This window comes from Nocardioides sp. Soil805 (assembly GCF_001429625.1).
In the GTDB taxonomy this organism is placed as follows: Bacteria; Actinomycetota; Actinomycetes; order Propionibacteriales; family Nocardioidaceae; genus Nocardioides.
Genome location: NZ_LMSU01000002.1, coordinates 590,771 through 617,504, shown reverse-complemented (window position 1 = coordinate 617,504; position 26,734 = coordinate 590,771). Strand labels below are relative to the sequence as shown.

22 protein-coding genes and 1 tRNA gene are annotated in these 26,734 nt (G+C 73.9%); 12 read left to right on the top strand and 11 right to left on the bottom strand.

Features of this window, described 5'->3' with window-relative positions; genetic code table 11:
• Positions 1 to 26: 26 nt before the first annotated feature.
• The 5 genes from ASG94_RS13455 (at position 27) to pdxY (ending at position 5,292) form a co-directional block, all read left to right on the top strand.
• The gene (locus ASG94_RS13455; protein ID WP_056926945.1) at positions 27 to 1,373 is read left to right on the top strand and encodes an MFS transporter; all 1,347 of its coding nucleotides are present in this window, start codon (positions 27 to 29) and stop codon (positions 1,371 to 1,373) included.
• On the top strand, positions 1,370 to 2,791 hold the full coding sequence (locus ASG94_RS13450) for a pyridoxal phosphate-dependent decarboxylase family protein (protein ID WP_056926944.1): 1,422 nt from the start codon (positions 1,370 to 1,372) through the stop codon (positions 2,789 to 2,791). Before ASG94_RS13455 ends, ASG94_RS13450 begins: the two co-directional genes overlap by 4 nt.
• Positions 2,792 to 2,827: 36 nt before the next feature.
• Positions 2,828 to 3,517, top strand: a complete 690-nt coding sequence (locus ASG94_RS13445; RefSeq protein ID WP_056926943.1) for a uracil-DNA glycosylase — start codon at positions 2,828 to 2,830, stop codon at positions 3,515 to 3,517.
• Between the two features lie 103 nt (positions 3,518 to 3,620).
• Positions 3,621 to 4,394 carry a dioxygenase family protein gene (locus ASG94_RS13440; protein WP_235537268.1) on the top strand — a complete coding sequence of 258 codons (774 nt, stop codon included), beginning with the start codon at positions 3,621 to 3,623 and terminating at the stop codon, positions 4,392 to 4,394.
• A 46-nt stretch (positions 4,395 to 4,440) separates the two neighbouring features.
• Positions 4,441 to 5,292: a pyridoxal kinase PdxY gene (gene pdxY / locus ASG94_RS13435; protein WP_056926942.1), complete on the top strand. Its 852-nt coding sequence runs from the start codon at positions 4,441 to 4,443 to the stop codon at positions 5,290 to 5,292.
• A gap of 97 nt (positions 5,293 to 5,389) precedes the next feature.
• On the opposite strand, the gene ASG94_RS13430 is transcribed toward pdxY, so the two are convergent.
• Positions 5,390 to 5,462 (bottom strand) — tRNA-Thr (locus tag ASG94_RS13430).
• A 56-nt stretch (positions 5,463 to 5,518) separates the two neighbouring features.
• Between ASG94_RS13430 and ASG94_RS13425 the strand changes: the two genes are divergently transcribed.
• The 3 genes from ASG94_RS13425 to ASG94_RS13415 all read left to right on the top strand — a co-directional run bounded on the left by ASG94_RS13425 (position 5,519) and on the right by ASG94_RS13415 (position 9,965).
• Complete coding sequence (locus ASG94_RS13425; protein WP_056926941.1) at positions 5,519 to 7,360, top strand: glycoside hydrolase family 13 protein; 1,842 nt, start codon at positions 5,519 to 5,521, stop codon at positions 7,358 to 7,360.
• A gap of 41 nt (positions 7,361 to 7,401) precedes the next feature.
• The gene (locus tag ASG94_RS13420) at positions 7,402 to 8,637 is read left to right on the top strand and encodes a DUF4032 domain-containing protein (protein ID WP_056926940.1); all 1,236 of its coding nucleotides are present in this window, start codon (positions 7,402 to 7,404) and stop codon (positions 8,635 to 8,637) included.
• A 71-nt stretch (positions 8,638 to 8,708) separates the two neighbouring features.
• Positions 8,709 to 9,965, top strand: coding sequence for a GNAT family N-acetyltransferase (locus tag ASG94_RS13415; protein WP_056926939.1), 1,257 nt, complete (start codon positions 8,709 to 8,711; stop codon positions 9,963 to 9,965).
• A 4-nt stretch (positions 9,966 to 9,969) separates the two neighbouring features.
• Here the strand turns inward: ASG94_RS13415 and ASG94_RS13410 are convergent, their stop codons facing one another.
• The 4 genes from ASG94_RS13410 to cysS form a co-directional block, all read right to left on the bottom strand.
• On the bottom strand, positions 9,970 to 11,463 hold the full coding sequence (locus tag ASG94_RS13410; protein ID WP_156411575.1) for a helix-turn-helix domain-containing protein: 1,494 nt from the start codon (positions 11,461 to 11,463) through the stop codon (positions 9,970 to 9,972).
• A 66-nt stretch (positions 11,464 to 11,529) separates the two neighbouring features.
• On the bottom strand, positions 11,530 to 13,026 hold the full coding sequence (locus ASG94_RS13405) for a metallophosphoesterase (RefSeq protein WP_235537267.1): 1,497 nt from the start codon (positions 13,024 to 13,026) through the stop codon (positions 11,530 to 11,532).
• Positions 13,023 to 13,976, bottom strand: coding sequence for a 23S rRNA (guanosine(2251)-2'-O)-methyltransferase RlmB (gene rlmB / locus ASG94_RS13400; RefSeq protein ID WP_056926937.1), 954 nt, complete (start codon positions 13,974 to 13,976; stop codon positions 13,023 to 13,025). Before rlmB ends, ASG94_RS13405 begins: the two co-directional genes overlap by 4 nt.
• Positions 13,977 to 13,978: 2 nt before the next feature.
• Positions 13,979 to 15,421 carry a cysteine--tRNA ligase gene (gene cysS, locus ASG94_RS13395; RefSeq protein ID WP_056926936.1) on the bottom strand — a complete coding sequence of 481 codons (1,443 nt, stop codon included), beginning with the start codon at positions 15,419 to 15,421 and terminating at the stop codon, positions 13,979 to 13,981.
• Positions 15,422 to 15,468: 47 nt separating this feature from the next.
• Here cysS and ASG94_RS13390 point away from each other — a divergent pair, with 47 nt between their 5' ends.
• Positions 15,469 to 16,623 (top strand): hypothetical protein, encoded by a 1,155-nt coding sequence (locus ASG94_RS13390; protein WP_056926935.1) that lies wholly within the window; start codon positions 15,469 to 15,471, stop codon positions 16,621 to 16,623.
• Positions 16,624 to 16,696: 73 nt separating this feature from the next.
• Positions 16,697 to 17,932, top strand: coding sequence for a C39 family peptidase (locus ASG94_RS13385; RefSeq protein WP_235537266.1), 1,236 nt, complete (start codon positions 16,697 to 16,699; stop codon positions 17,930 to 17,932).
• A 48-nt stretch (positions 17,933 to 17,980) separates the two neighbouring features.
• Here ASG94_RS13385 and ASG94_RS13380 read toward each other — a convergent pair whose 3' ends face one another.
• On the bottom strand, positions 17,981 to 19,507 hold the full coding sequence (locus ASG94_RS13380; RefSeq protein ID WP_056926934.1) for a molybdopterin-dependent oxidoreductase: 1,527 nt from the start codon (positions 19,505 to 19,507) through the stop codon (positions 17,981 to 17,983).
• A 57-nt stretch (positions 19,508 to 19,564) separates the two neighbouring features.
• Here ASG94_RS13380 and ispF point away from each other — a divergent pair, with 57 nt between their 5' ends.
• On the top strand, positions 19,565 to 20,053 hold the full coding sequence (ispF, locus tag ASG94_RS13375; RefSeq protein WP_235537288.1) for a 2-C-methyl-D-erythritol 2,4-cyclodiphosphate synthase: 489 nt from the start codon (positions 19,565 to 19,567) through the stop codon (positions 20,051 to 20,053).
• 200 nt (positions 20,054 to 20,253) lie between these two features.
• Here ispF and ASG94_RS13370 read toward each other — a convergent pair whose 3' ends face one another.
• The 5 genes from ASG94_RS13370 to ASG94_RS13350 all read right to left on the bottom strand — a co-directional run bounded on the left by ASG94_RS13370 (position 20,254) and on the right by ASG94_RS13350 (position 26,210).
• The gene (locus ASG94_RS13370; RefSeq protein WP_235537265.1) at positions 20,254 to 21,393 is read right to left on the bottom strand and encodes a uroporphyrinogen-III synthase; all 1,140 of its coding nucleotides are present in this window, start codon (positions 21,391 to 21,393) and stop codon (positions 20,254 to 20,256) included.
• Entirely contained in the window at positions 21,390 to 21,734 is a 345-nt protein-coding gene (gene nirD, locus ASG94_RS13365; RefSeq protein WP_056926932.1) for a nitrite reductase small subunit NirD, read from the bottom strand. The genes ASG94_RS13370 and nirD overlap by 4 nt, the downstream gene beginning before the upstream one ends.
• Positions 21,731 to 24,370 carry a nitrite reductase large subunit NirB gene (gene nirB, locus ASG94_RS13360; RefSeq protein ID WP_056926931.1) on the bottom strand — a complete coding sequence of 880 codons (2,640 nt, stop codon included), beginning with the start codon at positions 24,368 to 24,370 and terminating at the stop codon, positions 21,731 to 21,733. The genes nirD and nirB overlap by 4 nt, the downstream gene beginning before the upstream one ends.
• 77 nt (positions 24,371 to 24,447) lie before the next feature.
• Positions 24,448 to 25,515: an S-adenosylmethionine:tRNA ribosyltransferase-isomerase gene (locus tag ASG94_RS13355; RefSeq protein ID WP_056926930.1), complete on the bottom strand. Its 1,068-nt coding sequence runs from the start codon at positions 25,513 to 25,515 to the stop codon at positions 24,448 to 24,450.
• Positions 25,512 to 26,210 (bottom strand): SDR family NAD(P)-dependent oxidoreductase, encoded by a 699-nt coding sequence (locus tag ASG94_RS13350; RefSeq protein ID WP_056926929.1) that lies wholly within the window; start codon positions 26,208 to 26,210, stop codon positions 25,512 to 25,514. The genes ASG94_RS13355 and ASG94_RS13350 overlap by 4 nt, the downstream gene beginning before the upstream one ends.
• Positions 26,211 to 26,259: 49 nt before the next feature.
• Here ASG94_RS13350 and soxR point away from each other — a divergent pair, with 49 nt between their 5' ends.
• Positions 26,260 to 26,730 carry a redox-sensitive transcriptional activator SoxR gene (soxR, locus tag ASG94_RS13345; RefSeq protein ID WP_056926928.1) on the top strand — a complete coding sequence of 157 codons (471 nt, stop codon included), beginning with the start codon at positions 26,260 to 26,262 and terminating at the stop codon, positions 26,728 to 26,730.
• The last annotated feature ends 4 nt before the right edge of the window (positions 26,731 to 26,734 follow it).

The window sequence follows — 26,734 nt, the reverse complement described above, 5'->3', positions numbered from 1 at the left end:
CTCGCGGGGACCCCTAGAGTCACGTCATGGACGAGACCGGCGGCACCCTGCCGCGCAGCGTGCGCTGGGGCTACGGGTCGGGCTCGGTGGCCACCGGCGCGTTCGGCACCGTGCCGGGCCTGATGCTGCTGCCCTACCTCACCGACACGCTGGGCATCGCGGCCCTGTGGGCCGGCCTCGTCGTCTTCGCGCCCAAGGCGTGGGACGTGCTGCTCAACCCGATCGCCGGGCGGGTCAGCGACCGCACCGTCGACCCGGCGGGCCCGCGCCGGCCGTGGCTGCTCCGGGCCGGGGTGATGCTCGCGGGCGCGTTCGCGCTGATCTTCGCCGCGCCCGACCTGGGCTCGCAGGTGCTCGAGGCCGGGTGGGTGCTGGTCTTCTTCGTGCTGGCCGCGACGGCGTACGCCTTCTTCCAGGTGCCGTACGTCGCGATGCCGGCCGAGATCACGTCGTCGTACGACGAGCGGACCCGGCTGATGACCGCCCGCGTGGCGATCCTGGCCTTCACGATCATGCTGGCCGGGGCCACCGCGCCGGTGATCCGCGACGCCGTCGGCGGCCGGGACGGCTACCGGGTGATGGGCGTGGCGATGGCGGTCCTCATCGGCGTGGGCGTCGTGTGCGCGTACGTCGGGACGCGGCGCGCGCCGATCGGCGCGGTCGCCGCCGGGGCCGGCTCGTTGCGCGAGCAGCTGCGGATCGTGGCCACCGCCCGCGACTTTCGGCTGCTGCTGACCACCTTCGTCCTCCAGGCGCTGGCCACCGGCTGCATGCTCGCCGGCGTCGACTACCTCGCCACCGACGTGCTGGGGCGGACGGGCGCCTCGTCGATCCTGTTCGTCTGCTTCGTCGGCCCCGCCCTGGTGCTCACCCCGCTCTGGGCGCGGTACGGCGCCCGCGTCGGCAAGCAGCGCGGCTACGTCGTGTCCTCGCTGGTGCTGGCCACCGGCGCCGCCCTGGCGGTGCTCGCGCCCTACGCCCCGGCCGCGGTGACGTTCGCGGCCACCGGCCTGGTGGGCGTCGGCTACGCCGGCTGCCAGGTCTTCCCGATGGCGATGCTGCCGGATGCCGCCGCGACCGACGCCGCGCGGACCGGCGAGAACCGGGCCGGCGTCTACACCGGCGTCTGGACCGCGGGCGAGACCCTCGGGCTCGCGCTCGGGCCGGCCGTCTTCGCGGTCGTGCTCGCCCTCGGCGGCTACGTCTCCTCCGAGGGCGGCGACGTCGCCCAGCCCGACTCGGCGGTCACCGCGATCACCCTCGGGTTCTCGCTGCTGCCCGCCGCCCTGACCCTGCTCAGCCTGCTGTGGCTGCGGCGCTACACCCTCGACGCGGACGCCGTCGCCCGCGCGACCACGGAGGCCACGAGATGAATCCCCTGGACCGGATGCACGCGATGCAGGCGGCCGACCTGCCCGTCCACGGCGGTCGCACCCTCGCCTACGTCTACGACGGCGGCGACCCCGAGGTGGACCGGATCGGGCGCGAGGCGGTGGCGGCGTACGCCGGCTCCAACGCCCTCGACCCGACCGCCTTCCCCAGCCTGCTGCAGATGGAGAACGAGCTCGTCGGCGTCGCCTGCGGGCTGCTCGACGCCCCGGCCTCGGCCGTCGGCACGGTGACGTCCGGCGGGACCGAGTCGATCCTGCTCGCGGTGCAGGGCGCTCGCGACGCACGCCCCGAGGTCGAGCGACCGTCGATGGTGCTGCCCGCGACCGCGCACGCGGCGTTCCACAAGGCGGCGCACTACTTCGGCGTCGAGGCGGTGCTGGTGCCGGTCGGCGCGGACTTCCGCGCCGACGCGGCCGCGATGGCCGCCGCGATCGACGACCGCACGGTGCTCGTGGCGGCCAGCGCGCCGTCGTACGCCCACGGCGTGGTGGACCCGGTCACCGAGATCGCGGCAGCGGCAGCGGCGGCCGGCGTGCGGTGCCACGTCGACGCCTGCATCGGCGGGTGGGTCCTGCCGTACGCCGCCCGGCTGGGGCGCGCGGTGACGCCCTGGACGTTCGCGGTCGAGGGCGTCACCTCGATCAGCGTCGACACCCACAAGTACGCCTACGCCCCCAAGGGCACCTCGATCCTGCTCCACCGCGACGCCGCGCTGCGCAAGCCGCAGTTCTTCGCCTCGGCCGCGTGGCCGGGCTACACGATGCTCAACCAGACGACCCAGTCCACCCGCTCCGGCGGGCCGATCGCCGGGACCTGGGCGGTGGTCACCGCGATCGGCGACGCGGGCTACCTCCGGCTCGCCGGCCAGGTCTTCGAGGCCGTCGACCGGATCGTCGCCGCCGTCGAGGGCGTGCCCGCGCTGCGCGTCGTCGTACCCCCCGAGTCGACGCTCGTCGCGCTCGCCACCGACGGGTCGTGCGACCCGTTCACGCTCACCGACGAGATGGTCGCGCGGGGCTGGTACGTCCAGCCGCAGCTGTCGTACGCCGGGCAGCCCGCCAGCGTGCACCTCTCGGTGAGCGCCGCGACCCTCGCCGGGCTCGACGACTTCACGACGGCGCTGCGCGACTCGGTCACCGCGGCGCAGGCCGCCGGGCCGGTGGCCGTCGACGCCGGGGTCGTGGCCTTCATCGAGTCGCTGGACCCCGCGACGCTGGGCGACGACGACTTCGACGGCCTGCTGGCCGCGTCCGGGCTGGTGGGCGAGTCGGCCGACGGGTCGCTCGCGCTCCCGGAGCGGATGGCCGAGGTCAACGCGATGCTCGACGTGGCGTCCCCGGCGATGCGCGAGGCGCTGCTGGTGGCCTTCCTGGACCGGTTGTCGCGGCCGGTGCGCTGATCGCGCGCGTCGGGTCGACCCGCTAGCGTCGCCGGGATGAGCACGTTGCAGGCACTGGTGGACTCCGGACGCATGGCGACCGACTGGGCCGAGGCCCTGGCCCCGGTGGAGCCACGGATCGAGGCGATGGGGCGTTTCCTGCGCGAGGAGATCGCCGCGGGGCGCGGCTACCTCCCGGACGGCGACCACGTGCTGCGGGCCTTCCAGCGCCCGCTGGCCGACGTGCGGGTGCTGGTCGTCGGGCAGGACCCCTACCCGACGCCGGGCCACCCGATCGGGCTGTCGTTCGCGGTGGCCCCCGACGTGCGACCCGTGCCGCGGTCGCTGGCCAACATCTACACCGAGCTCGAGGCGGACCTCGGGATCCCACGTGCGTCCCACGGCGACCTCACCGCGTGGGCCGACCAGGGCGTCATGCTGCTCAACCGGGTCCTCACCGTCGCCCCGGGCCAGGCCGCCTCGCACCGCGGCCGTGGCTGGGAGGAGGTCACCGAGCGGGCGATCCGCGTGCTCGCCGCGCGGGGCGGGCCGTGCGCGGCGATCCTGTGGGGTCGCGACGCGCAGTCTCTGAAGCCGATGCTGGGAGACATCCCGGGGGTCGAGTCGGCCCACCCGTCACCCCTGTCGGCGTCCCGCGGCTTCTTCGGGTCCCGACCGTTCTCCCGGGTCGACCGGCTGCTCGAGGAGCAGGGCGGCACGCCGGTGGACTGGCGCCTCGCGGGGTAGTCCGTGACGAACGGACCCTCCCGGGGCCACGATCGAGGTCCGAACGTCACGGACTACCCGACATGGGATGCAACTACTTGAAGGTTGAACTACTATGGATGACATGACGACCCGGATGCCCGCCCTCTACATCGGCCACGGCGCTCCCCCGCTGCTCGACGACCCGACCTGGTCGGGCCAGCTCGCCGCGTGGGCCGCCGACCTCCCGCGCCCGACGGCGATCCTCATCGTCAGCGCCCACTGGGAGTCGGCCCCGGTGAGCCTGTCCGCCAGCGGAGCGCCGCTCGTCTACGACTTCGGCGGCTTCGACGCGAAGTACTACCGGATGACCTACGAGACGCCCGACGCCACCGCGCTGGCGCGCCGCATCGCCGGCCTCATGCCGCCCGCCGAGCCGGTCCACCAGCACGCCGAGCGCGGGCTCGACCACGGTGCCTGGGTGCCGCTGCGGATCATGTACCCCGAGGCCGACATCCCGGTCCTGCAGATGTCGCTGCCCACCCACGACCCGGTGCGCCTCATGAAGCTCGGCGAGCGGCTACGGCCGCTGCGCGACGAGGGGGTGCTCATCATCGGCTCCGGCTTCCTCACCCACGGCCTGCCGTTCCTCAACGACTGGCGCCTCGACGCGACCGCACCGGGCTGGTCGGTCGACTTCGACCTCTGGGCCGCCGACGCCCTCGCCCGCGGCGACGTCGACGAGCTGGCGGCGTACACCTCGAGGGCGCCCGGCATGCCCTACGCCCACCCGACCGTCGAGCACTACACCCCGCTCTTCGTCACCCTCGGTGCCGCGACGACGCCGGACGAGCCGGGAATCCAGGTCATCGACGGCTACTGGATGGGCCTGTCCAAGCGGTCGCTCCAGGTCGCCTGAGCCGCGGGTTTCCGCCGACGAGCGCCGCATCACTAGTCTCGGTCGGATGAAGGTCCTCTCGATCCAGTCCTCGGTCGCCTACGGCCACGTCGGCAACTCCGCAGCGGTCTTCCCGCTCCAGCGGCTCGGGCACGAGGTGTGGCCGGTCTCCACCGTCGTCTTCTCCAACCACACCGGGTACGGCGCGTGGCGCGGGCCGCTGCTCCCTCCCACCGACGTCGCCGAGGTGATCACCGGCATCGAGGACCGCGGCGTCCTCGGCCAGGTCGACGCGGTGCTCTCCGGCTACCAGGGGGGCTCGGGCATCGCGGACGTCATCCTCGACGCCGTCGCGCGCGTCAAGGCGGCCAACCCCGCGGCGACGTACACCTGCGACCCCGTGATGGGCAACGCGACGTCGGGCTGCTTCGTCGACCCGGCCATCCCGCCGATCATCCGCGAGCGGGTGGTCCCGGTGGCCGACGTGATCACGCCCAACCAGTTCGAGCTCGGCTTCCTCACCGGCACCGAGCCGCGCACCCTCGAGGAGACGCTCGACTCCGCGGACCGGGCGATGGCGATGGGCCCCTCGACCGTCCTGGTCACCAGCGTCGCGCGCCCGGACGCCCCGGCCGACACCATCGAGATGATGGCGGTCACCGGTGAGGGGGCGTGGATCGTGCAGACCCCGCGGCTGCCGATGAAGGCCAACGGCTCCGGCGACGTCACGGCCGCCCTCTTCACCGCGCACCTGCACACCACCGGCTCGCCCGCGCAGGCGCTGGCCGCGACGGTGAGCTCGGTCTTCGACCTCCTCCAGGCCACCCTCGACTCCGGCGAGCGCGAGCTGCGGCTCATCGCGGCCCAGGACGCCTTCGCGCGCCCACAGATGCAGTTCGAGGTCACGCAGGTCCGCTGACGCACCTGACGATCGGGGACCGTGGGCGTCGGCAGTCGACAGATGACCGCGATCGCCCACACTCCGGCCCGCAGCGGGACGCACCGGGGCGCGGCGGAGCCGGTGACAGGAGTCGAACCCGCGACATCCTCTTTACAAGAGAGGCGCTCTACCAACTGAGCTACACCGGCGTGCTGTGAGGCAGCGCGGGCAATCCTAGACGGAGGACTGCTGCGAGAATGCGGGCATGTCCCTGCTCGACCAGCCGCACCACGACGGCTCCCCGCTCTTCGTGTCCGACGAGTCGCCCCGCCTCGGCGACATGGTGACCGTCCGGGTGCGGACCAGCGCGGCCGACCCCGTCGAGGCGGTGTGGCTGCGGACGACGTACGACGCCGAGCCCGTCTACCACCCGATGACCCCCACCACCGAGGGCGAGGTGACCTGGTGGTCGGGCGCACTGCCGGTGCACAACCCGGTCACCCACTACCGCTTCCTGCTGGTGCGCGACGGGGCGGACGGGCACGGGGAGCAGGAGTGGCTCACCGCGGCCGGGCTCGTCGCCATCGACGTGCCGGACGCCACCGACCACGTCCTCAGCGCCTACGCCGCGGCGCCGGACTGGGGCCGCGACGGGGTCGTCTACCAGGTGTTCCCCGACCGCTTCGCACGCTCGGCCGCCGCCGCGAACCGCCCCACTCCCCCGTGGGCGGTGGCCGCCGGCTGGGACGACGAGGTGGTCTTCGAGGGCCGCGACCCGCACACCCCCCTCCAGCTCTTCGGGGGCGACCTCGACGGCCTCACCGAGCACCTCGACCACGTGGCGGAGGTGGGCGCCGACATCGTCTACACGACCCCGGTCTTCCCCGGCGAGAGCAACCACCGCTACAACGCGACCACCTTCGACCACGTCGACCCGCTGCTCGGCGGCGACGACGCCTACGAGCGGCTCTCGAGCGCCGTGCACGCCCGCGGCTGGCGGATCCTGGGCGACCTCACCACCAACCACACCGGCGACACCCACGAGTGGTTCACCCAGGCCTCGGCGGACCCGACCGCCCCGACCCGGTCCTACTACTACTTCGAGTCCGACGGCTCCTACGCGAGCTGGATGGGCCACACCACCCTGCCCAAGGTCAACCACGGCGACCCCGAGCTCCGCGCCGCCATGGTCGAGGGCCCCGACTCGGTGGTCGGGCGCTGGCTGCGACCGCCGTACGACGTCGACGGCTGGCGCATCGACGTGGCCAACATGACCGGGCGGCTCGGCGCCCTGGACGTGGCCCACGAGGTGGCTCGCGCCGCGCGGCGCACGGCCGAGGAGCTGCGCGAGGACCCGCTCGTCATCGGCGAGCACAACCACGACGCCTCCGGCGACATCGACGGCGACGGCTGGCACGGCACGATGAACTACTCCGGCTTCTCCTGGCCGGTCTGGTCGTGGCTGCGCGACCCCGCGTCCCCCGCCCGCGCCTTCGGCCGGCCGGTGCAGGTGCCCCGGCGCGACGGCGGTGCCGTCGTGGACACCTTCCGTGCCTGGCACGCGGCCTTCGGCTGGCGGGCGACGAGCCAGTCGTGGAACATCCTGGGCTCCCACGACTCCGCGCGGATCCGCACCCTCGTCGGGTCACCGCAGGTGCACCGGGTCGCGGCCGGCCTGCAGTTCACGCTGCCCGGCGTGCCCATGGTCTTCGCCGGCGACGAGATCGGCCTCGAGGGCGTCAACGGCGAGGACGCGCGGCGCACCATGCCCTGGCACCGGCGCGAGGAGTGGGACACCGCGACGTTGGCGGCCTACTCCGACCTCGCCCGGGTACGACGCTCGTACGCCGCCCTGCGCCGCGGCGCGCTGCGCTGGGCCCACGTCGACGACGACACCATCGCCTACGTCCGCGAGCTCGCCGACCAGCGCCTGCTGGTGGTGGCCCGCCGCGCGGGCGGCGAGTCGTTCACGCTGCCGGGCGCCGCCCGGGGGACCCACCTCCTGGGCACCGAGCCCGGCGGCGCCGACGCCGCGGCGGCCGGCGGCGTGCTCGTCGTACCCGCCTCGGACACGGCCCGGCTGGACGTCTGGCTGCTCGACGACTGAGCACCGGCGACCGGGGCTCCGTCAGGAGTAGGTTGCCCTCCATGGCCCTGCGCATCGTGGCGAGTCGTCCCGACCCGGCGATCGTGAAGCTGCCGTGGTCGACACCCCTGGAGGAGTGGACCGACGAGTACGTCGTCCCGCTGCCGCGCGGCCTGAGCCGCCACGTCGTCCGCATCGTCCGCCTCGGGTCGCGCACCTACGCGGTCAAGGAGACCCAGGAGGACATCGCCTTCCGCGAGTACCGCCTGCTGCGGGACCTCCAGCGCGAGGGCCTCCCGGCCGTGATGCCGCAGGGCGTGGTCGCCGGCCGGGTGGACGAGCAGGGCGAGGAGCTCCCCGCGGCGCTGATGACCGAGCACCTGCGCTTCTCGCTGCCCTACCGCAGCCTGTTCTCGCACGGCATGACGGCCGACAACCTGCCCAGCCTCATCGACGCGATCGTCGTGCTGCTCGTCCGGTTGCACCTGTCCGGCTTCTACTGGGGCGACGTCTCGCTCTCCAACGTGCTGTTCCGGCGCGCGGCGGGCGACTTCGCGGCGTACCTCGTGGACGCCGAGACCGGCGAGCTGCACCACGACGTGAGCGACCGGATGCGCGAGCACGACCTCACCGTCGGCACCGAGAACATCTTCGCGGAGCTGATGGACCTCCAGGCCAGCGGCACGGTGAGCGAGGAGTTCGACAACTTCGCGGTCATCACCCGGCTGCGCGAGCAGTACGACAACCTCTGGGGCGAGCTCACCAGCGAGGAGGAGTTCACCGCCGACGAGATGTGGCGCATCGAGAGCCGCATCGAGCGGCTCAACGACATGGGCTTCGACGTCGACGAGCTCGACATCGTCACGGACTTCGACGGCGACCGGGTACGCATCCAGCCCAAGGTCGTCGAGCTCGGCCACCACCGTCGTGAGCTCCAGTCCCTCACCGGCATGAACGTCGAGGACAACCAGGCCCGGCGGCTGCTCAACGACCTGGCGTCCTTCACCGCCCACTACGACCTCGGCCGCGAGGACCGCCACCTGGTGGCCGGTCGCTGGATGACCCAGATCTACGAGCCGATCATGGAGATGGTCCCCCGCGAGGCACGCGGCAAGCTCGAGCCGGCCGAGATCTACCACGAGATCCTGGTGCACCGGTGGTACCTCTCGGAGCGCGCCGGCCACGAGATCGGCATCTTCGAGACCGCCCGCGACTACATCGACAACGTCCTCACGAAGAAGCCCGACGAGCTCATCGCCGCGGAGACCGATCCCGTCGAGGACGAGTCGATCCCCTAGCCGACCGGGACGACCTCCGTCACCACGACGTCCTCGCCCACGGTGGGGTTGCCCGGACCTACCCTCCTCGCATGACGACCTCCGGTCCACGCCCCATCGGCCCCGACGACATCGCCGCCTCGATCACCCTGAGCGCCGAGGCCTTCGGCGACCTGCCCGCCGGGTTCACCCCGCCCGCGCCGGAGACCTGGCCGCTGCCGGGACGGCACTCCTGGGGCACCTTCGCCGACGACCGCCTCGTGGCCCGGGTGATGGGCCGCGAGTACCACTCCTGGTGGCACGGCCGCCAGGTGCCGACGTGCGGCATCGCCGGTGTCGCGGTCGCCGCCGAGCACCGCGGCTCGGGGCTGCTGGACGCCCTGATGGCGCAGGTGCTCGACGAGGGGCTGCGCGAGCGCGGCGAGGTGCTCTCCACGCTCTACCCGACCGCCCCCGGGATCTACCGGCGCTACGGCTACGAGGTCGTCACCGGGCTCCTCGAGGTCGAGCTCGCGACCGCCCGCCTCTCCCGCGTCTCGCCCGACCCGGCGGTGAAGCTGCGCCGCGCGACGGCGGCCGACCTGGACGACGTACGCCGCGTGTACGCGACCTGGGCCGCCGCCCACAACGGGCCGCTCACCCGCACCGGCCCGTCCTTCCCCACCGAGGCCGCGGAGGTGCTCTCCTCCTTCACTGCCGTCACGCTCGCCGTGACGACCGAGCCCGTCGACGGGTTCGCCGCCGGCGAGGTGGTCGGCTTCGCGAGCTGGCACCGCGGCACCGGGTACGACGACAGCGCGACCATCACGGTCGACGACCTGGTCTCGCTGCACTCCGGCGCCACCCGGTCCCTGTGGGCGATGCTCGGCAGCCACGCCTCGGTCACCGGCCGGGTCCGGCTCGGCACCTCCGGGGACGACCCGGTGCGGCTCGCGCTGCCCTTCGCGGAGTGGACCGTCACCAAGCAGGTCCCCTACATGCTCCGCGTGCACGACGTGGCCGGCGCCCTCTCCGGGCTCCGCCTGGGCCCGCTGGACGCCCGCGTGGAGCTCGTCGTCGAGGGCGACCTGCTGGGCACCGCCAACGGCCGCTGGCTGCTCACCACCGCCGACGGGGTCTCGACCTGCGTCCCGGCCGGACCGGCCGGACCGGCCGGACCGGGCACGCCGGACGCCCCGGACGCGCCCGCGCCGGTGCTGGCTCCTCGCGGACTGGCGCTGCTGGTGTCAGGCGCGCAGCCCTGCGCTGCGGTCCGGGCGGCGGGCCTGATGCGCGGCGACACCGCGTCGGACGCCACCCTCGACACCCTGTTCGGGGCCCGCCGGGTGCACGTGCGCGACTACTTCTGAGCGCTCACTCGGCCACGCGGCCGCCGTGCTCGAGCCACCACAGGGCAGCGTTGCGCACGTCCGGGTCCTCGGCGGCGGCGATCTCCGCCAGCGCGGGGTGGGCGCTCATCCCCGCCGAGTAGAGGGCCAGGCGGCTGGTCTCCGGGTCGGCGAGGCCGGCGCGCAGGACCTCGTCGTCGACCTGCCGACCGGCTGCTCCGGTGACGGCCAGCGCGGATCCCCGCAGGCCCGGGTCCGGGTCGGTGAGCCAGCGGCGTACCGGCGGGATGTCGTGACCGTGCAGCACCCCGAGCAGGCGGCGCGCCCCGCGGGCCCGGACCCGGGGGTCCTCGGCCTCCTCGACGAGCCCGGCCATGTGCGGGCCCGCCGCCCGGGCGATCGCCGGGACGCCAGCCAGCAGCATGTACGCCGTGACCGCGCGCGTCTCCCAGTGGCCGAAGCAGATGTCGTGCACCAGCCGGGCGAGCATCGGCTGCTCGCCCACCCCGGTCTCGTGCCCGACCTCCTGAGCGACGGCCACGCAGCGGTGCCACACGGTGTTCGAGGCGTCGCGGCCCATCCTCGGCAACGCGGCGGCGGGCGGCAGCGGGCGCGAGGGGACCAGGCCGTTCTCCCGCCAGACCTGCGGCGGGACGAGCCGGACGAGGTGGGTGGCCCACTCCTCCTGCGGCGAGCCCTCCGGCGTCCTCTCCAGCGCCTCGAGGAGCCGCGGGGCGACCGCCGCCCAGAAGTCGGTCTCGCCGATCTGGCCCATGTTCTCGATCGCCAGCGCCCCGCACTGCGCGGCGTACCCGCGCTCGTCGAGCAGCAGGTCGAGGCACCAGTCCAGGGCGTCGTCGGTGACGGCCTCGCCGACGGCGCTCATCAGGTCGCCGAGGCCCTGGGCGTGCGGGCGCCGCAGCTCCTGCTTGGCCACGTCGAGGACCAGGTGGCCGTAGGCGCTGCACCGCACCAGGGAGAGTGCCTCGTAGCGCGAGGGATACCCGTGGGACACGGCCCGGGCGAGCTCGGAGGCCAGTCTGACCAGCAGCTCGCGGCACTGCTGCTCGGGCATCCCGATGTTGCCCGGCGCCGCCATGGCCCGGGCCCAGCGCAGCCACTGGCCGCCGGTGACGGGACCGTCCCCCTGCAGCGTCCCGGTGAGCCGGGACAGCTCGCGGACGTCGTCGATCCGGCTCCCGGGGTCGGCGTCGTGCGGGCTCGCCGCCGGGAAGGTGCGGCACAGCACGTCCACGGGCGCGCGCAGCGAGCCCTCCGGCAGCCCGAGGACCGTCTCGTAGCCGTCGACGACCCGGCCGTCGCGCAGCTGCCCGGTCTCGAGCCTCGAGAGACGCGCCGCACTGGTCCCGAGGCGCTCGGCCAGGGCCCGGAGCCGCAGCTGTCCGCCCGCGGTCGTGCGCGCCATCCGCAGCAGCCACGCCACCCTCGCGGCGACGTCGATCTCGGCGCCGTCGAGCGCCGTCGCGTCGTCCACGGTGATCATCCGGCTACCGGCCACGCTGCAGTATGTCTGCCCGCCCGGGTGTGACCCGGGTCACGGTGCCGGTGTGTTGCTCGGCCCGCGTCACTCGTAGGTCAGAGCGGCGTAGCCGCCGACCACGAACGAGCCGTCGGTCTGGAGCCGCACGGCCTGGACCCCGACGGGGCGTCCCTGCTCGTCGTACGTCACCAGGCTGACGCCGGCGTCGCGCCGCGGCTTGCTGCCGACCGCGATGGCGTACGCCGCGCCGCCGGTGGTGCCGTTGGTGTAGGTCCAGCCGGTGCGGCCTCCCTCGCCGGCGACCGGCTCGGGGCCGCTCTGCACGTGGGTGTGGCCTCCGACGACGAGGTCGACGCAGCCGCGGGCGAGGGACGCGCGGCCGAGGTCGGCGTCGTGGACGAGCAGGGTGGAGATCCGCTCCTCGGAGTCGCAGGCGGCGTCGGCGAGGCGCTCCCCCACCTCGGTGAAGCTGAGCCCCGTCTCGTCGCGCCAGTCGCCGAGCCCGCTGGAGCGGGGGTCGTCGACGCCGAGGACCAGGCCGCCGCCCGGACCCTCGACGGGCTCGCCGTCGAGGGTCGTCCAGCCGAGGTCGGCGAGGTAGCGGGTGACGAAGGAGCCGTTGTCGTGGTTGCCGGCGATGGCCCAGCGGTCGAGGTCGCCGAAGGTGCGGTCCAGCGAGTCGAGGCTGAACGCCTCCCAGGGCTGGCCGGTCGAGGTGTCGTCGCCCGCGTCGAGGACCACGGTGGCGCCGGCCGCGTCGCCGATCGCCCGCGCGACCGGGTCCATCCCGATGTTGTCGTGGCGGTCGCTGACCAGCAGGGCGACGGTCTCGCCCTGCGCTGGCTCGCGCAGCGGCAGGCTGCCGGCCGCCTCGACGGCGTCGGCGTAGAACGCCTTGCTCTTGTCGTAGGTGCTGACCGCGCTGGCGATGAGGCGGCGGGTCTCGGTGGTCGTCGGACCGGTGCGGACCTCGATGCCGTCGGCCTCCGCGGGCAGCGGCACGGCGTCGCCGAGGAAGGTGCCCAGCGTGATCCAGTCCTGCTCGGCCTCCTGGGTGTCGGCATCGGAGTCCCACGGCTGCCACAGGGCGAGCGGGAGGGCGAGGAGCAGCACGCCGCCGACCGCGCCGCGCCGGGTGCGCAGGCCGCGGAAGAGCTCACCGCGGCGGTGCGGGCCGAGCAGCAGCCAGACGGCGAGCGGCACCATGCCGAGGCCGAGACCACGGACCGCGGCGGAGACGGCGATGTCGCGCACCGCCCGCTCCACCTTGGCCACCTGGGCGTCGGGCTGGCTGGCGATGAAGGCGTAGCGGGCGATCAGCTCGTCGGCCGAGCCCGCCTCGGTCTTGCCGAGCACCACGTCGACGCCGACCGGCCCGTCACCGCGGCGGCGTACGTCGGGCAGCAGCGGCCCGGTGCGGACCACGACGTCGCCGTCGAGGGTCGGGCGCACCGTCGCGTCGTGGCTCGCCACCACGACCGTCCTGCTCCCCGAGAGGAAGAGGGCGATCGTGGCGACCACCGCGACGACGAGGCATCCCGCCGCCACCGCGACGGTGGAGAGCAGCCGGGTGCGGCTCACGCCCGGGCGCGCGCCTGGGCGATCGAGTAGAGCGTCACCGAGGCGGCCACCCCGGCGTTGAGCGACTCCAGCTGGTTGCCCATGGGGATCGAGACGAGCTGGTCGCAGGTCTCGGTCACGAGGCGGCCCAGGCCCTTGCCCTCGGACCCGACCACGACGACGAGCGGGCCGTCGGCCAGCGCGAGGTCGGGCAGCGAGACGTCACCGTCGGCGGCGAGGCCGACCACCATGCAGCCCGCGTCCTGGTAGGCCTTGAGCTGGCGGGTGAGGTTGACGGTCTGGGCGACCGGGATCCGGGCCGCGGCGCCGGCGCTGGTCTTCCAGGCCGAGGCGGTCATGCCGGCCGCACGGCGCTCGGGGATCAGCACGCCGTGGGCGCCGAAGCCCGCCGCCGAGCGGATCACCGCGCCGAGGTTGCGCGGGTCGGTGACCGAGTCGAGGGCCACGATGAGCGGCTTCTCGCCCAGCTCGGCGGCGCGGTCTAGGAGGTCGTCGGGGTGCGCGTACTCGTAGGACGGCAGCCGGGCGGCGAGGCCCTGGTGCACGGCGCCGCCGGTCATCCGGTCGAGCTCCCCGCGGGTCACCTCCATCATCGAGTAGCCCTGCTCCGCGGCGATCTTGAAGGCCTCGCGCAGCCGGCCGTCGCGCTCGGCGCCCTCGGCGACGTACACCGCCGTGATCGGGATGCCGGCGCGCAGCGCCTCGACCACGGAGTTGCGCCCGGCGACCCACTCGGCCTCGGTCGACTTGGTCGTGCGCCGCTTGGGGCGGGTCGACTCGGAGCGCTCGGCGCGCTTGGCCGTCTTGTGCGCCTGGTGGTAGGGCCGGTCCTTGGCCTTGGGCGTGGGGCCCTTGCCCTCGAGGCCGCGCTTGACCCGGCCGCCCGACCCGGCCGTCGGGCCCTTGCCGGACTTGCGGATGGCGCCCTTGCGCTGGCTGTTTCCTGGCATGTTCAGATGCTCCACTTCGGCCCGGAGGGCGTGTCTTCGATCTCGATGCCGGCGGCCTTGATCCGGTCCCGGATCGCGTCGGCGCGACCCCAGTCCTTGTCGGCTCGCGCCTGGGCCCGGTCCTCGAGCAGTGCGGTGATGAGTACGTCGACGGCGCTGCGCAGCTGCTCGGCCTCCGCGCCGCTGCCGTCCGTCCAGCCGGCGTCGGCCGGGTCGAGCCCGAGCACGCCGAGCATGGCGCGCACCTGGGCCGCGACGCCGGTCGCGTCGCCCCCGTCGGCCAGCAGCCGGTTGCCCTCGCGGACGGTGTCGTGGATGACCGCCACGGCGGCGGGGGTGCCCAGGTCGTCGTCCATCGCGGCGACGAACGACTCCGGCAGCTGCGCAGTGTGGGACGAAGTGCTGGGCGATCCGGCCGATCCACCGACCAGGTCGTCCCCCACCACCCCGGCGGGGACGCGCTCGAGGAACGACTCGATCCGCTGGAACGACGTGGCCGCCTCGTCGAGTGCCTCGAAGCTGAACTCCACGTGCGAGCGGTAGTGCGCGCTCACCATGTAGAACCGCAGCTCGATCCCCCGGACCCGCTCGAGCACGGACGGCACGAGCAGCGAGTTGCCGAGCGACTTGCTCATCTTCTCGCCGGCGGTGGTGATCCAGGCGTTGTGCAGCCAGTACGACGCGAACGGCTTGCCGGCCGCCCGGGACTGCGCGAGCTCGTTCTCGTGGTGCGGGAAGCGCAGGTCGACGCCGCCACCGTGGATGTCGAAGGCGGGACCGAGGTACTTGCTCGCCATCGCCGAGCACTCGATGTGCCAGCCGGGGCGACCGCGCCCCCACGGGGCGGGCCAGGCGGCGGACTCGGGCTCGGAGCTCTTCCAGCCCTTCCACAGGGCGAAGTCGCGTGGGTCGCGCTTGCCGCGGGGGTCGGCGTCACCCGCGGGCTCCATGTCGTCGATGCCCTGCCGGGTCAGCTCGCCGTACGACGGCCAGGAGCGCACGTCGAAGTAGACGTCGCCGGAGCCGTCCTCGGCGGCGTACGCGTGGCCCCGCTCGACCAGCGTCTCGATGAGCTCGATCATCTCCGGGACCGTGCCGGTCGCGGCCGGCTCGTAGGTCGGGGGCAGCACGTTGATGCTGGCCAGCGCCCGGGTCAGCTCGGCGTGCATGGCGTACGCGAGGTTGTACCAGGGGCGGCCCTGCTCGGCCGACTTCGTCAGGATCTTGTCGTCGATGTCGGTGACGTTGCGGATGAAGTGCACGTCGTAGCCGCTCGCGGTCAGCCAGCGGCGCAGCACGTCGAAGTTGACGGCCGAGCGGACGTGGCCGATGTGCGGCTCCGACTGCACGGTGAGCCCACACACGTAGATACCCGCCTTCCCCTCCTCGAGGGGGACGAAGTCACGGACTTCGCGGGTCGCAGTGTCGTGGAGCCTCAGATTCACCCGGCAAGTCTAGGGGTGGCCCGGCACGTCTCATCTATCGTCGGCGCATGCCTCGCCTGCGTCGCTTCCTCGTCCCACCGCTCCTGGCCGTCCTCGGCGTCGTGCCCGCGACCACGGCGACCGCGGCCTCGGGAGCCACGGGGAGACCGACCGCGTCGACGGCTCCCGTCGCCGGCGCCCCCTTCACCCACGTCACGTGGGACTCGGCGGCCGACTGGAGGTCGGGGACCCTGCGCGGCCTGCAGCGCAAGGGCGAACGCCTCGTCGTGGCCGACTCGGCGCGGGTGCGCAACCTGCAGGGCCGCCCGCACCGGGTGGGCAGCTGGACGTCGCGGTGGCAGCGGAGCGCGGTGACGGAGCTGACGCCCTCGTGGCAGGCCTACTCGGGACCGGCGTGGGTCGAGGTCTCCGTCCGCACCCGCTCGGCGGGCGGCCGTACCGGGTCGTGGGACACCGTCGCGGTGTGGAGCGTGACCGGCAGTGGCGACCGGCGCACCCTGCGGGGCCAGGGCGACGACGTCGGACGGGTGGAGGGCGGGTCGTGGTCGGTCCGCGAGGGCGCCCGCCCGCAGGCGGCGTGGCAGGTGCGGGTGGAGATGTCCGACCGCACCCGCGACAGCGCCATCTCCAACCTCTACCGGCTCGACGTGGCCACGGCGTCCGGGCCGTACGTGCCCGCTCCGACCTCGGCGCCGGGGCGGGCCGCGGGGCGGCCGGTGGCGGAGGACGTCCCGTCGTACTCGGTCGCGGACACGCGCGCTGGTCAGCGCTGGGCGACACCCGCCGCCTTCGTCATGGCGATGGAGGGCCAGGGCACGCAGGTCTCCCGCGGGCGCGGTCCGATCGGCTACGCCGCCGGCCGGGGCTACGACAACGGCACCCGGGCCTCCGACACGTTCTCGTTCGCCACCGCCTTCCTCAGCACCGACGGCCTGACCTCGAGCTGGGTCACGCGGCTCGCGGACGTGACGGCGCTCGAGGAGCACCTGGTCCGCGGCCGCCTGGTCGTCGTGCCGCTGCAGGCCGGGGCCAGGCCCGTCCTGGTCGTGGGCATCGAGGCGGACGGCGACGTGATCGTGCACGACCCCTCCGCGCCCACCCGCGCAGCGGTCCCGCAGGTCATCCCCCGCGCCGACTTCGAGGCCGACTGGCTCTCCTCCGGCGGCCTCGCGGGCATCGTGTCGGACGACATCACCGGCTGAACGCCCTGGTCCGGCTGCCGACGACGTCGCTGAACCCTGTGACGGGTGGGACGAATGGGGTTAGCGTGGCCGCGTGGCCCCTTCCCTGGTACGACGCCCGCTCCTCGCCGTCCCGACGCTCGCCCTGCTCGCCGGGGCGCTCTCGCCGGTGACCGGACCCGCGTCCGCGGACCCCGGCGCACCCGGGGCCGCCGAGCGACGCGCGACCTCCGCGATCCAGCACACGTCGTGGTCGAAGGGTCGCGACTGGCGGGCCGGGACCATGCGCGGCGTCCGCACCGCGAAGGGCTCGCTGCTGCTCAAGAAGCCGCGCCCCGGAAAGCTCCACGGCCGCGCCTACGAGGCCGGCAGCTGGACCTCCCCGTGGGCCGCCCCCGGCTTCGGGGCCACCGAGCTGATCCCGTCGTGGGAGGCCGTCACCACCGGTGACAGCGTCGTCAAGGTCGCCGTCCGCGCGCGCACGGCCGACGGTCGCACCTCCAGCTGGGACTCGATGGCGGAGTGGGCGCTGGACAACCCGGCCGTGCGCCGCCGTTCGCTGGCCTCGCAGGCCGACGACCTCGGTCGCGTCAACGTCGACACCTGGGTCGCCGCCACCCCCGTCACCCAGTGGCAGGTGCGGGTGACGCTCTACCGCAGCGCCGCCACCAAGCCGCTCGTGCGCGTCGACCGCATCGGCGCGGTGGCCAGCGCGATCGCGCCCCGCGGCAACGCGCCGACCTCGACACCCGGCCCCGGGGCGGGCACGGTCCTCGACGTCCCGACGTACTCGCAGATGACCCACGGCGGGCACTACCCGCAGTGGGGCGGGGGCGGCGAGGCCTGGTGCTCCCCCACCTCCACGGCGATGGTGCTGGGCTACTACGGCCTCCAGCCGGGCCCCTTCCCCGACATCACCGCCGGGCACGCGGACGCGCAGGTCGACCACACGGCGCGGATGGTCTACGACCACGCCTACGGCGGCACCGGCAACTGGGCCTTCAACACCGCCTTCGCCTCGACGCTCGCCGGCGGCGACGCCTACGTCACGCGGTTGCGCGACCTGCGGGAGGCCGAGGACTACGTCGTGGCCGGCGTCCCGCTGGTCATCTCGGTCGCCTTCGGTGCCCGCCAGCTCACCGGGGCACCCATCTCGGCGAGCAACGGCCACCTCCTGGTCGTCGTGGGCTTCGAGGCCGACGGCGACGTGGTGGTCAACGACCCGGCCGGGGCGAGCAACGGCGCCGTGCGCCGCGTCTACGACCGCGCCGAGCTCGAGGACGTCTGGCTCGACGCCAGCGGCGGCACGGCGTACGTCATCAACCGCTGACGCCCGGCAGTCCCTGCCACTGCGCGCCGCCCCCCAGGGTGGCCGGGATCACGCGTCGCGGACGCTGAACTCCACGGTGTGCCACCCCGTCGCCCCGTCGGGTACGACGTCCGCGACGGCGCCGGTCTGCACGTCGCCGTCGCGACCGATCGCCCGCACCCGCAGCGAGTGGTCGCCCGGGGTGGCGTCGATCGTGCCGGCCCACTGCACCCAGGTGTCGTCGGTGGGAGCCTCCGCCAGCCGGGCCCTCTCCCAGGCGCCGCCGTCGAGGGCGATCTCCACCCCCGCGATGCCGGTGTGCTGCTTCCAGGCCAGGCCTCCGACCTCGAGCGGTCCGGGGTCGACGTCGGCGCCGGAGCGGGGGACGTCGATGCGGGAGGCGATCTTGACCGGGCCCTGCTCGGACCAGCCCCGCTGGGTCCAGAAGGCCGCCACGTCGCCGAAGCGGGTCACCTCGAAGTCGACGACCCACTTGGTCGCCGAGACGTAGCCGTAGAGGCCGGGGACGATCGAGCGCACCGGGAAGCCGTGCTCGAGGGGCAGCGGCCGGCCGTTCATGGCGACGGCCAGCATCGCGTCGCGCTCGTCGGTGAGGGTGGTGAGCGGGGTGGCGCAGGTCCAGCCGTCCTCGGAGGTCTGCAGGACGCAGTCGGCGTCCCCGCGGACCCCGACCTCCTCGAGCAGGTCCGCGATGCGGACCCCGCTCCACCAGGCGTTGCCGACCAGGCCCCCGCCGACCTCGTTGCTCACGCAGTTGAGGGTGACCCAGGCCTCGGTGAGGCCCCGGGCGATGAGGTCGTCGTACGTCAGCACCAGCTCGCGGTCGACCATCCCGTGGATGCGCAGCCGCCAGTCCTTGGGCTCGACCGCCGGGACGGAGATGGCGGTGTCGATCAGGTAGAAGTCGTCGTTCGGGGTCTGCCAGGGACTGACGTCCCTGACGCCGATCGACGCACCAGGAGGCGGCTCCGGCGGGGTGACCTCGTCCAGGCGCAGCAGCCGCCGGCTCTCCACGACGTGGCGCCGGCCGGCACCGACCACGCGCCCGGCGGTCGCGACGCCGACCGCGGCCACGCCGAGCACCCCGGCCACCATGAGGAAGACCCGCCGCTCGCGCGACTCCAGCTCGGGGTGGTCGATGCCCATCCGCAGCGGCGCCGTCAGGGCGGGCAGCAGCGCGACCCACGTGACGAGGCCGACGAGCACGGGCACGAGGTCCACGGCCTGGGCCCCGCGCTGGACCAGGACGGCGACCATGCCGATCGCGGACAGCCCGAGCCAGACGAGCTGGGGCCGGACCCACGACGTACGTGCCATCAGCCCCGCGAGCGTGAACATCGCCAGCAGGAAGACCAGGATGCCCGCCACCAGCAGCGGCTTGTCGAGCTGGCCGACGACCCCGATGATCCGCTCGGCGACCGCGCCGGGGGTGAGCCGGATGACCAGCTCGGCCACGGCCACCACCGGTGACTCGCGGATGGTGAGCATCATCGCCACCGCATAGCTCGTCGCCAGGCCGGCCACGCCGGTCACGACGCCGGCAAGCGCCCAGGGCAGGCGCGACGAGGGATGCATGCGGCCATTCTGACGGACGCAGCCATGCGGGCGCCCGCTGGTCGGCGACCCGGCATGATGGGTCCGGTGAACATCCCGCGCACCGGCATCGGCACCGACGTCCACCGACTCGTCGACGGCGTGCCGATGCACCTCGCCGGGCTGTCGTGGCCCGACGAGCCCCGCGGGCTCGAGGGCCACTCCGACGCGGACGTGGCCGCCCACGCCGCGTGCGACGCCCTCTTCTCCGCAGCCGGCATCGGCGACCTCGGCTCGCACTTCGGGACCTCCGAGCCCGAGTGGTCCGGGGCGTCCGGCGCCACCCTGCTCGCGGAGGCCGCGCGACGGGTGCGCGTGGCGGGCTTCGAGATCGGCAACGTCGCGGTCCAGGTCGTCGGCAACGCGCCCCGGCTCGGCCCGCGGCGCGCGGACGCCGAGACGGCGCTCAGCGAGGCGGTCGGGGCGCCGGTCTCGGTGTCGGCCACCACCACCGACGGCCTCGGCCTCACCGGCCGGGGCGAGGGGGTCGCGGCGATCGCGACCGCGCTCGTCGTACCCCGGGACTGACCCCGGCCGGGCCGGCCGGCCCGGCCGTCGTACCCCCCCGGTCCGCCGCATCGCTGTAACGCTCCGTTACGCGCGCCCCACACCCCGTCGGTGGGGGGTGGAGATGAGGTGACGGCGCGTTACAGCCGGCCTGGCCCGCACCGGTCGGACCCCAGCCGGTCGGACCACAGCTAGAAGGTCACGAAAAGGTCACGGCGAGGTCACGAGCCGACCGCGAGGCGGTAGCCACGCTTCACCACGGTCTGCACCACCCGGGTGCCGAGGGCGGCGCGCAGCCGCGCGACCGCCATCTCGACCGCGTGCTCGGAGCCGGCGGTGCCGCTCGGCAGCCCGGCCAGCAGCTCGGAGCGGGAGACCACGTGGCCGGGGTTGACGACCAGGGCGTGCAGGACCGCGAGCGGGGCCGGCGAGAGGCGGACCTCCACCCCGTCGAGGAGCACCAGGTCGCCGTGCAGCAGCAGGGTGTGGCCGGCGACCTCGAGCGAGAGCCCGTCGCGGCGCGACGGCAGCTCGGTCTCGAGCAGCTTGACCATGGCCGCGAGACGCGACCTCTCGGGCGTGATGCTCGGGACTCCCCACATCTCGAAGGCCGCAGCCGTCACCGGGCCCACGCACGCCGCGATGACGTCGGCCTGGCAGGCCGCGATGACCTCGTCGCGGCGCCCGGTGACGCCGGCCGCCTCCATGAACGCCGCCACCGCCGGGGCGGAGGTGAAGGTGAGGGCGTCCAGCTCCCGGTCCGCGACCAGGTCGACCATCCGGAACATCGGCTCGGGGTCCTCGGCACCCTGGACGCGGTAGACCGTGACCACCTCGACGCGGGCGCCCTGGCGCTGCAGGGCGTGCGCGACCATCGACAGCGACTGCCCGTGCTCCTGTACGACGATCCGCCGGCCGACGAGGTCACGTCCCCGCAGGTGCGCCAGGACGTCCTCGAAGCACTCGGAGCCCGGCGACCACAGCTCGCGGATCCCGCGCCGGCGCAGCGCGCCGACGCTCTTGGGACCGCGGGCCAGCACCTCGGCGGCGCCGATCGCCTCGACGAGCGCGTCGTGCAGCCCCCACCCCTCCGACGCCTCGAACCACGTCTTCATGCCGATGCCGGTGGTGGCGACGAAGATGTCCACGGGCTCGGCCAGCAGCCGTTCGGTGGCCGCGCGCAGCTCGGAGTCGTCGACCTGGTTGGGGTCCTGCGACAGCGACGGCGCCCACTCGACCCGCGCGCCCCGGCGCTCCAGCAGCGCGATCTGCTCCTCGACCTTGCGGGCGGCGGTCACCCCGATGCGATAGCCCTCCAGGGGACGCGTGCCACCCTCGTCGGGTACGGGCGCCACCGTCACGCGACGGCCTGCTTGCGGCGACCGACCAGGACCATGCCGTCCTCGACCACGACGTCGTACACCGGCACGCTGTGGGTCTCGTCGTCGAGGCAGCGGCCGGTGCGCAGGTCGAAGGCGTGCTTGTGCATCGGGCTGGCCACGAACGGGACGCCGCCGCGGGTGCCGACGATGCCGCGGGCCAGCACCGAGGCGCGCGCGAAGGGGTCGTAGTTGCCCAGCGCGTGGATCTCGTCGTCGTGGGTGCGGAAGATCGCGATCGCCTGTCCGTGGACCAGCGCGGTCACGCCACGCTCCACCTCGAGGTCGTCCACGGGACAGACCCGCTCCCACTCGGAGCTCATCGACCGGCTCCCACCGCGTCGGGGGAACCCACGGGGATCGTGGCGCCGAGCGCGACCGGCCCCTCGCTCTCGGCCGGCTTGATCTGGCCGCGCTCCTCGGTGAAGGAGATGGCCGGGTCGGGGGTGTCCGGGGCGTTGACGAAGGACACGAACCTCGACAGCTTGTCGGGGTCCTCGAGGGTCGCCTTCCACTCGTCGAAGTAGGACCCGACGTGCCGGGCCATCTCGGCCTCCAGCTCCGCGCCGAGACCCAGCGAGTCCTCCACGACGACCTCGCGCACCCGGTCGAGGCCACCCTCGAGGGAGTCGATCCACCCGGCGGTCCGCTGCAGCCGGTCGGCGGTGCGGATGTAGAACATGAGGTAGCGGTCCAGGTAGGAGATCAGCTCGTGCGTGTCGAGGTCGCCGGCCAGCAGGCGGGCGTGGGCCGGTACGGCGCCGCCGTTGCCGCCGACGTACAGGTTCCAGCCCTTCTCGGTGGCGATGATCCCGAAGTCCTTGCTGCGCGCCTCCGCGCACTCGCGCGCGCAGCCGCTCACGCCGCCCTTGAGCTTGTGGGGGCTGCGCAGCCCGCGGTAGCGCAGCTCGAGCGCGATCGCGAGGCCCACCGAGTCCTGCACGCCGAAGCGGCACCAGGTCGAGCCGACGCACGACTTCACCGTGCGCAGCGACTTGCCGTAGGCGTGCCCGGACTCGAAGCCGGCGTCCACCAGGCGGCGCCAGATCGCGGGCAGCTCCTCCATGCGGGCGCCGAAGAGGTCGATCCGCTGGCCGCCGGTGATCTTGGTGTAGAGGTTGAAGTCGCGGGCGACCTCGCCGATGACGATGAGCTTCTCCGGCGTGATCTCGCCGCCCGGGATGCGCGGGACGACGGAGTAGGTGCCGTTGCGCTGGATGTTGGCGAGGTAGGCGTCGTTGGTGTCCTGCAGCCTGCGGGTGTCGTCGTCGAGCACGTGCCCGTTGAACTGGCTGGCCAGGATGCTGGCGATCGCGGGCTTGCAGACGTCGCAGCCGCGTCCGGTGCCGTGCGCCTCGACGATGTCGTCGAAGCGGCGGTAGCCGTGCACCGCCACCACGTCGAAGAGCTCCTGCCGGGTCAGCCGGAAGTGCTCGCACAGGCCCTTGTCGACGACCTTGCCGACGGAGGCGAAGTGCTCCTCGACGATGTTCTTGACCAGCGGCACGCAGCTCCCGCAGGTGCTGCCGGCGCGGGTGCACCTCTTGACGTCGGCCACGGTCTCGCACCCGTCCTCGGCGACCGCGTGCACGATCTGCGCCTTGGTGACGTCGTTGCACGAGCACACCTGCGCCTCGTCGGGCATCCCCAGCTCGACGCCGCCGCGGCTGGCCGGGAGGATCAGCTCCTCGGGGTTCGCGGGCAGCGCGATGCCGCTCGCCACGAGCGGGCGCAGGGTGCCGTACGCCGACGCGTCGCCGACCAGGATGCCGCCGAGGAGGCGGAAGGAGCCGTCCTCGGACTCGGCGACCACGAGCTTCTTGTAGACCCCCGCGACCGCGTCGGAGTAGACGAGCTCGAGCGAGTCGGGGGTGGTGGCGAACGCGTCGCCGAAGCTGGCCACGTCGACGCCGAGCAGCTTGAGCTTGGTGGACATGTCGGCTCCGGTGAACGTGCCCGGACCGTCCCGCAGGGCATCGACGACGACCTCGGCCATCGCGTAGCCCGGTGCGACCAGGCCGTACATCCGTCCGCCCGGCGCGGCGCACTCGCCGATCGCGAAGACGTGCGGGTCGGAGGTGCGGCACTGCTCGTCGACGAGCACGCCGCCGCGCTCGGCGACGTCGAGGCCGCACTCGCGGGCCAGGGCGTCGCGCGGTCGGATGCCGGCGGAGAACACGACGATCCCGGCGTCGACGGTGCTCGTCCCCGCGCCCTCCTCGGTCCCGGCCGGTCGCACCCGCAGCCCGGCCACCGCGGCGTCGCCGGTGATGGCCTCGGTGAGCACCCCGGTGTGGACGGTGACGCCCAGCTTCTCGATGTGGCGGACCAGCGTCGCGCCGCCGGAGCCGTCGAGCTGGACGGGCATCAGCCGCGGAGCCATCTCGACGACGTGGGTCTCGAGACCGAGCTGGACGAGCGCATTGGCCGCCTCGAGCCCGAGGAGCCCGCCGCCGATGACGATGCCGCTGGTGGCGGACCCGCTGGCCGCCCGGATCGCCTCGAGGTCCTCGATGGTGCGGTAGACGAAGCAGCCGTCCTTGTCGCGGCCCTCGACCGGCGGCACGAACGGCGCGGCGCCCGTGGCCAGCACCAGCGCGTCGTACCCGATCGTCTCGACGCGGCCCGGGTTGGCGAGCGGCTCGGAGACGTTGCCGGGTGCCGGGGAGACGTAGGTGACGGCGCGGCCGGCGCGGTCGATCTCGGTCACCTCGGCGTCGAGGACCAGGGTGACGCGCGGGTCGTCGTACGCCCCCGCGGGCAGCAAGGAGAGCTCGTCGGCGCTGTCGGCGGCGAAGAAGCTGGTGAGCGCGACGCGGTCGTACGCCGGGCGGCGCTCGGCGCCGATGACCACGATGTCGTGGGTCTCGGTCAACCCGCGCTCGATGGCGGCCTGGACGAGCCGGTGGCCGACCATCCCGTGGCCGACGACGACGAGGGTGGATCGCAGGTGCGTCATGTCGACGACGCTAGGTTCGCGATGTTGTGGTCGGTGTTACCTCATGTTTCGGGGAGGAAAACCCTCACTCACGCCCCTCACAGCCCCGCCGCGGGCCGACGCAGCAGAAGCGCGGCGTCACCGAACTCGTGCCACAGGTAGCCGTGGGCGACCGCCGCGTCGTACGCCGCCTGGGTGAGGTCGCGCCCGGCCACCGCCTCCACGAGCAGCAGGTGGGAGGCGTGCGGGTCGTGCCACCCGGTGACGAGGCCGTCGACCACCCGGGGCGGGTCGCCGGGGGTGACGACGCGCGTCGTCCAGCCGCTCGACGCGGTCAGGACGCCGTCGACCACCGCCGACTCGATCGCCCGGGTGGCCGTCGTGCCCACCGCGATGACGCGTCCGCCCGCCGCGCGGGCCGCCTCGACGAGCCGTGCCGTGGCCGCGGGCACCTCGAACCACTCCGGACCAGGTGCCTCGCCCGCCTCCTGGGAGGAGACCCCGGTGTGCAGCGTGACCGGGACGACCAGCACGCCGGAGGAGACGAGCCGGGTCACCAGCGCGTCGGTGAACGGTCGGCCGGCGGAGGCCATCTCCGCGCTGCCCGGACGCCGGGCGAAGACGGTCTGGTACGCCGCCAGCGGGTAGCGGCGGTCGAGGTAGCCGTAGGCGATCGGCCGGCCGCGCCGGGCGAGGACGTCCTCGAGGGGACCGCGGACGCGGGCCCGCCACAGCCGGTTGCCCCGGCCTGTCGGGGACGACGCCTCCCCCGTGGGCCAGGGCGCCGCGAGGGTGAGGCGCGCGCCGCCCACGTGCACCACGTCACCGGGCTCGGCGTCGAGGACGGCGCGGGCCGCGTCGGGAGCCGAGCGCACCTCGACCACCCGCTGGCCGTCGTCGAGGCGGGACGCCACGTGCAGGACGACCGCTTCACCGCGCAGGGTCGCGTCGACCTCGCCGGCGACGGTCGCCGAGTCGTTGACGACCAGCACGTCGCCGGCGCGCAGGTGCGCTGGCAGGTCCCGGAACCGCACGTGCTCGATGCCGTCGGGCGTCCCGACCAACAGCCGCACCTCGTCGCGGGCCAGCCCCCGGGCCTCGGCCGGTCGTGGCGCGAAGTCCGACGCTGCGAAGGTGACGGACGGCGTCTCGGTCAGCAGCGTCATCCGAGGCCCACCTCGACCTCGTCCGCCCGGTAGCGCCCGGACGCCGGGCGCTCCGCCAGCAGGCGCAGCAGGCGCGGCACCACCGTCTCCGGCAGGGGGCGATCGGAGATGTCCTCGCCGGGAAAGGCGTCCTGGTGCATCGCGGTGCGCATGTCGCCGGGGTCCACGGCGTACGCCGCCAGCCCGGTCTCCGCGCCGTAGGTGAGCGTGACGTGGTCCAGGGCGGCCTTGCTCGCGCCGTACAGTCCCCACGTCCCGTAGTGCTGCACCGCCGCGTCGGAGCTCAGCGAGAGGACCACCCCGCCGGCCTCGCGCAGCCACGGCAGCAGGGCCCCGGTCAGCACCAGCGGTGCGCCGACGTTGGTGCGCCACACCTGCTGGAGGTCCCCGACGGTCGCCTCGGCGAGCGGGCGCATCGGCAGCGGCCCCAGCGTGCTGGCGTTGTGCACGAGCAGGTCGAGGCGGCCCTCCTCCTCCACGGCGGCCACCAGCGCGGCCCGGTGCTCGTCGTCGGTGACGTCCCCGGGGACGACGGTGACCGCCGGCGGGAGACCGGCCGCGGTGATCCGCTCCTCACTCCTCCCGTCCGTGACGACGTGCCAGCCCTCGGCCGCCAGTGCGCGGACCAGGGCGAGTCCCAGCCCCGCCGTCCCTCCGGTGACCAGCGCCACCCGTGCCTGCTCTTCGGTGTCCATGGCACCATGGTTCAAGTTGAAGTGAACTTGAGTTCAAGGGGTGTGACGAATGGATCCTCGCGACCTGCTCCCGATGGGCGAGATCACCCGCCGCAGCGGCTTCGCGGCGTCGGCGATCCGCTACTACGAGGCGGAGGGCCTGATCGAGGCCGACCGCTCCTCCGGCGGCCAGCGGCGGTTCGAGCGCAACGTGCTGCGACGGCTGGCCTTCATCCGCGCCGCGTCCAACGTGGGCCTCACCATCGGCGAGATCCGCGACGAGCTCTCCCGCCTCCCCGACAACCGGACCCCGACCAAGGCCGACTGGCACCGCATCTCACGCCACTGGCGCCAGCGCCTCGACGACCAGATCGCAGCGCTGGAGCGGCTCAAGAGCGGCCTCGACGGGTGCATCGGCTGTGGCTGCCTGAGCCTGCGCAGCTGTGCCTTCTCCAACCCCGGCGACGTCCTCGACCAGCGCGGTCCCGGCGCCGGCCTCCTCCCCGACACGCTCCGCAGGCCGCACCCGACCCGTCGCTGAGGGT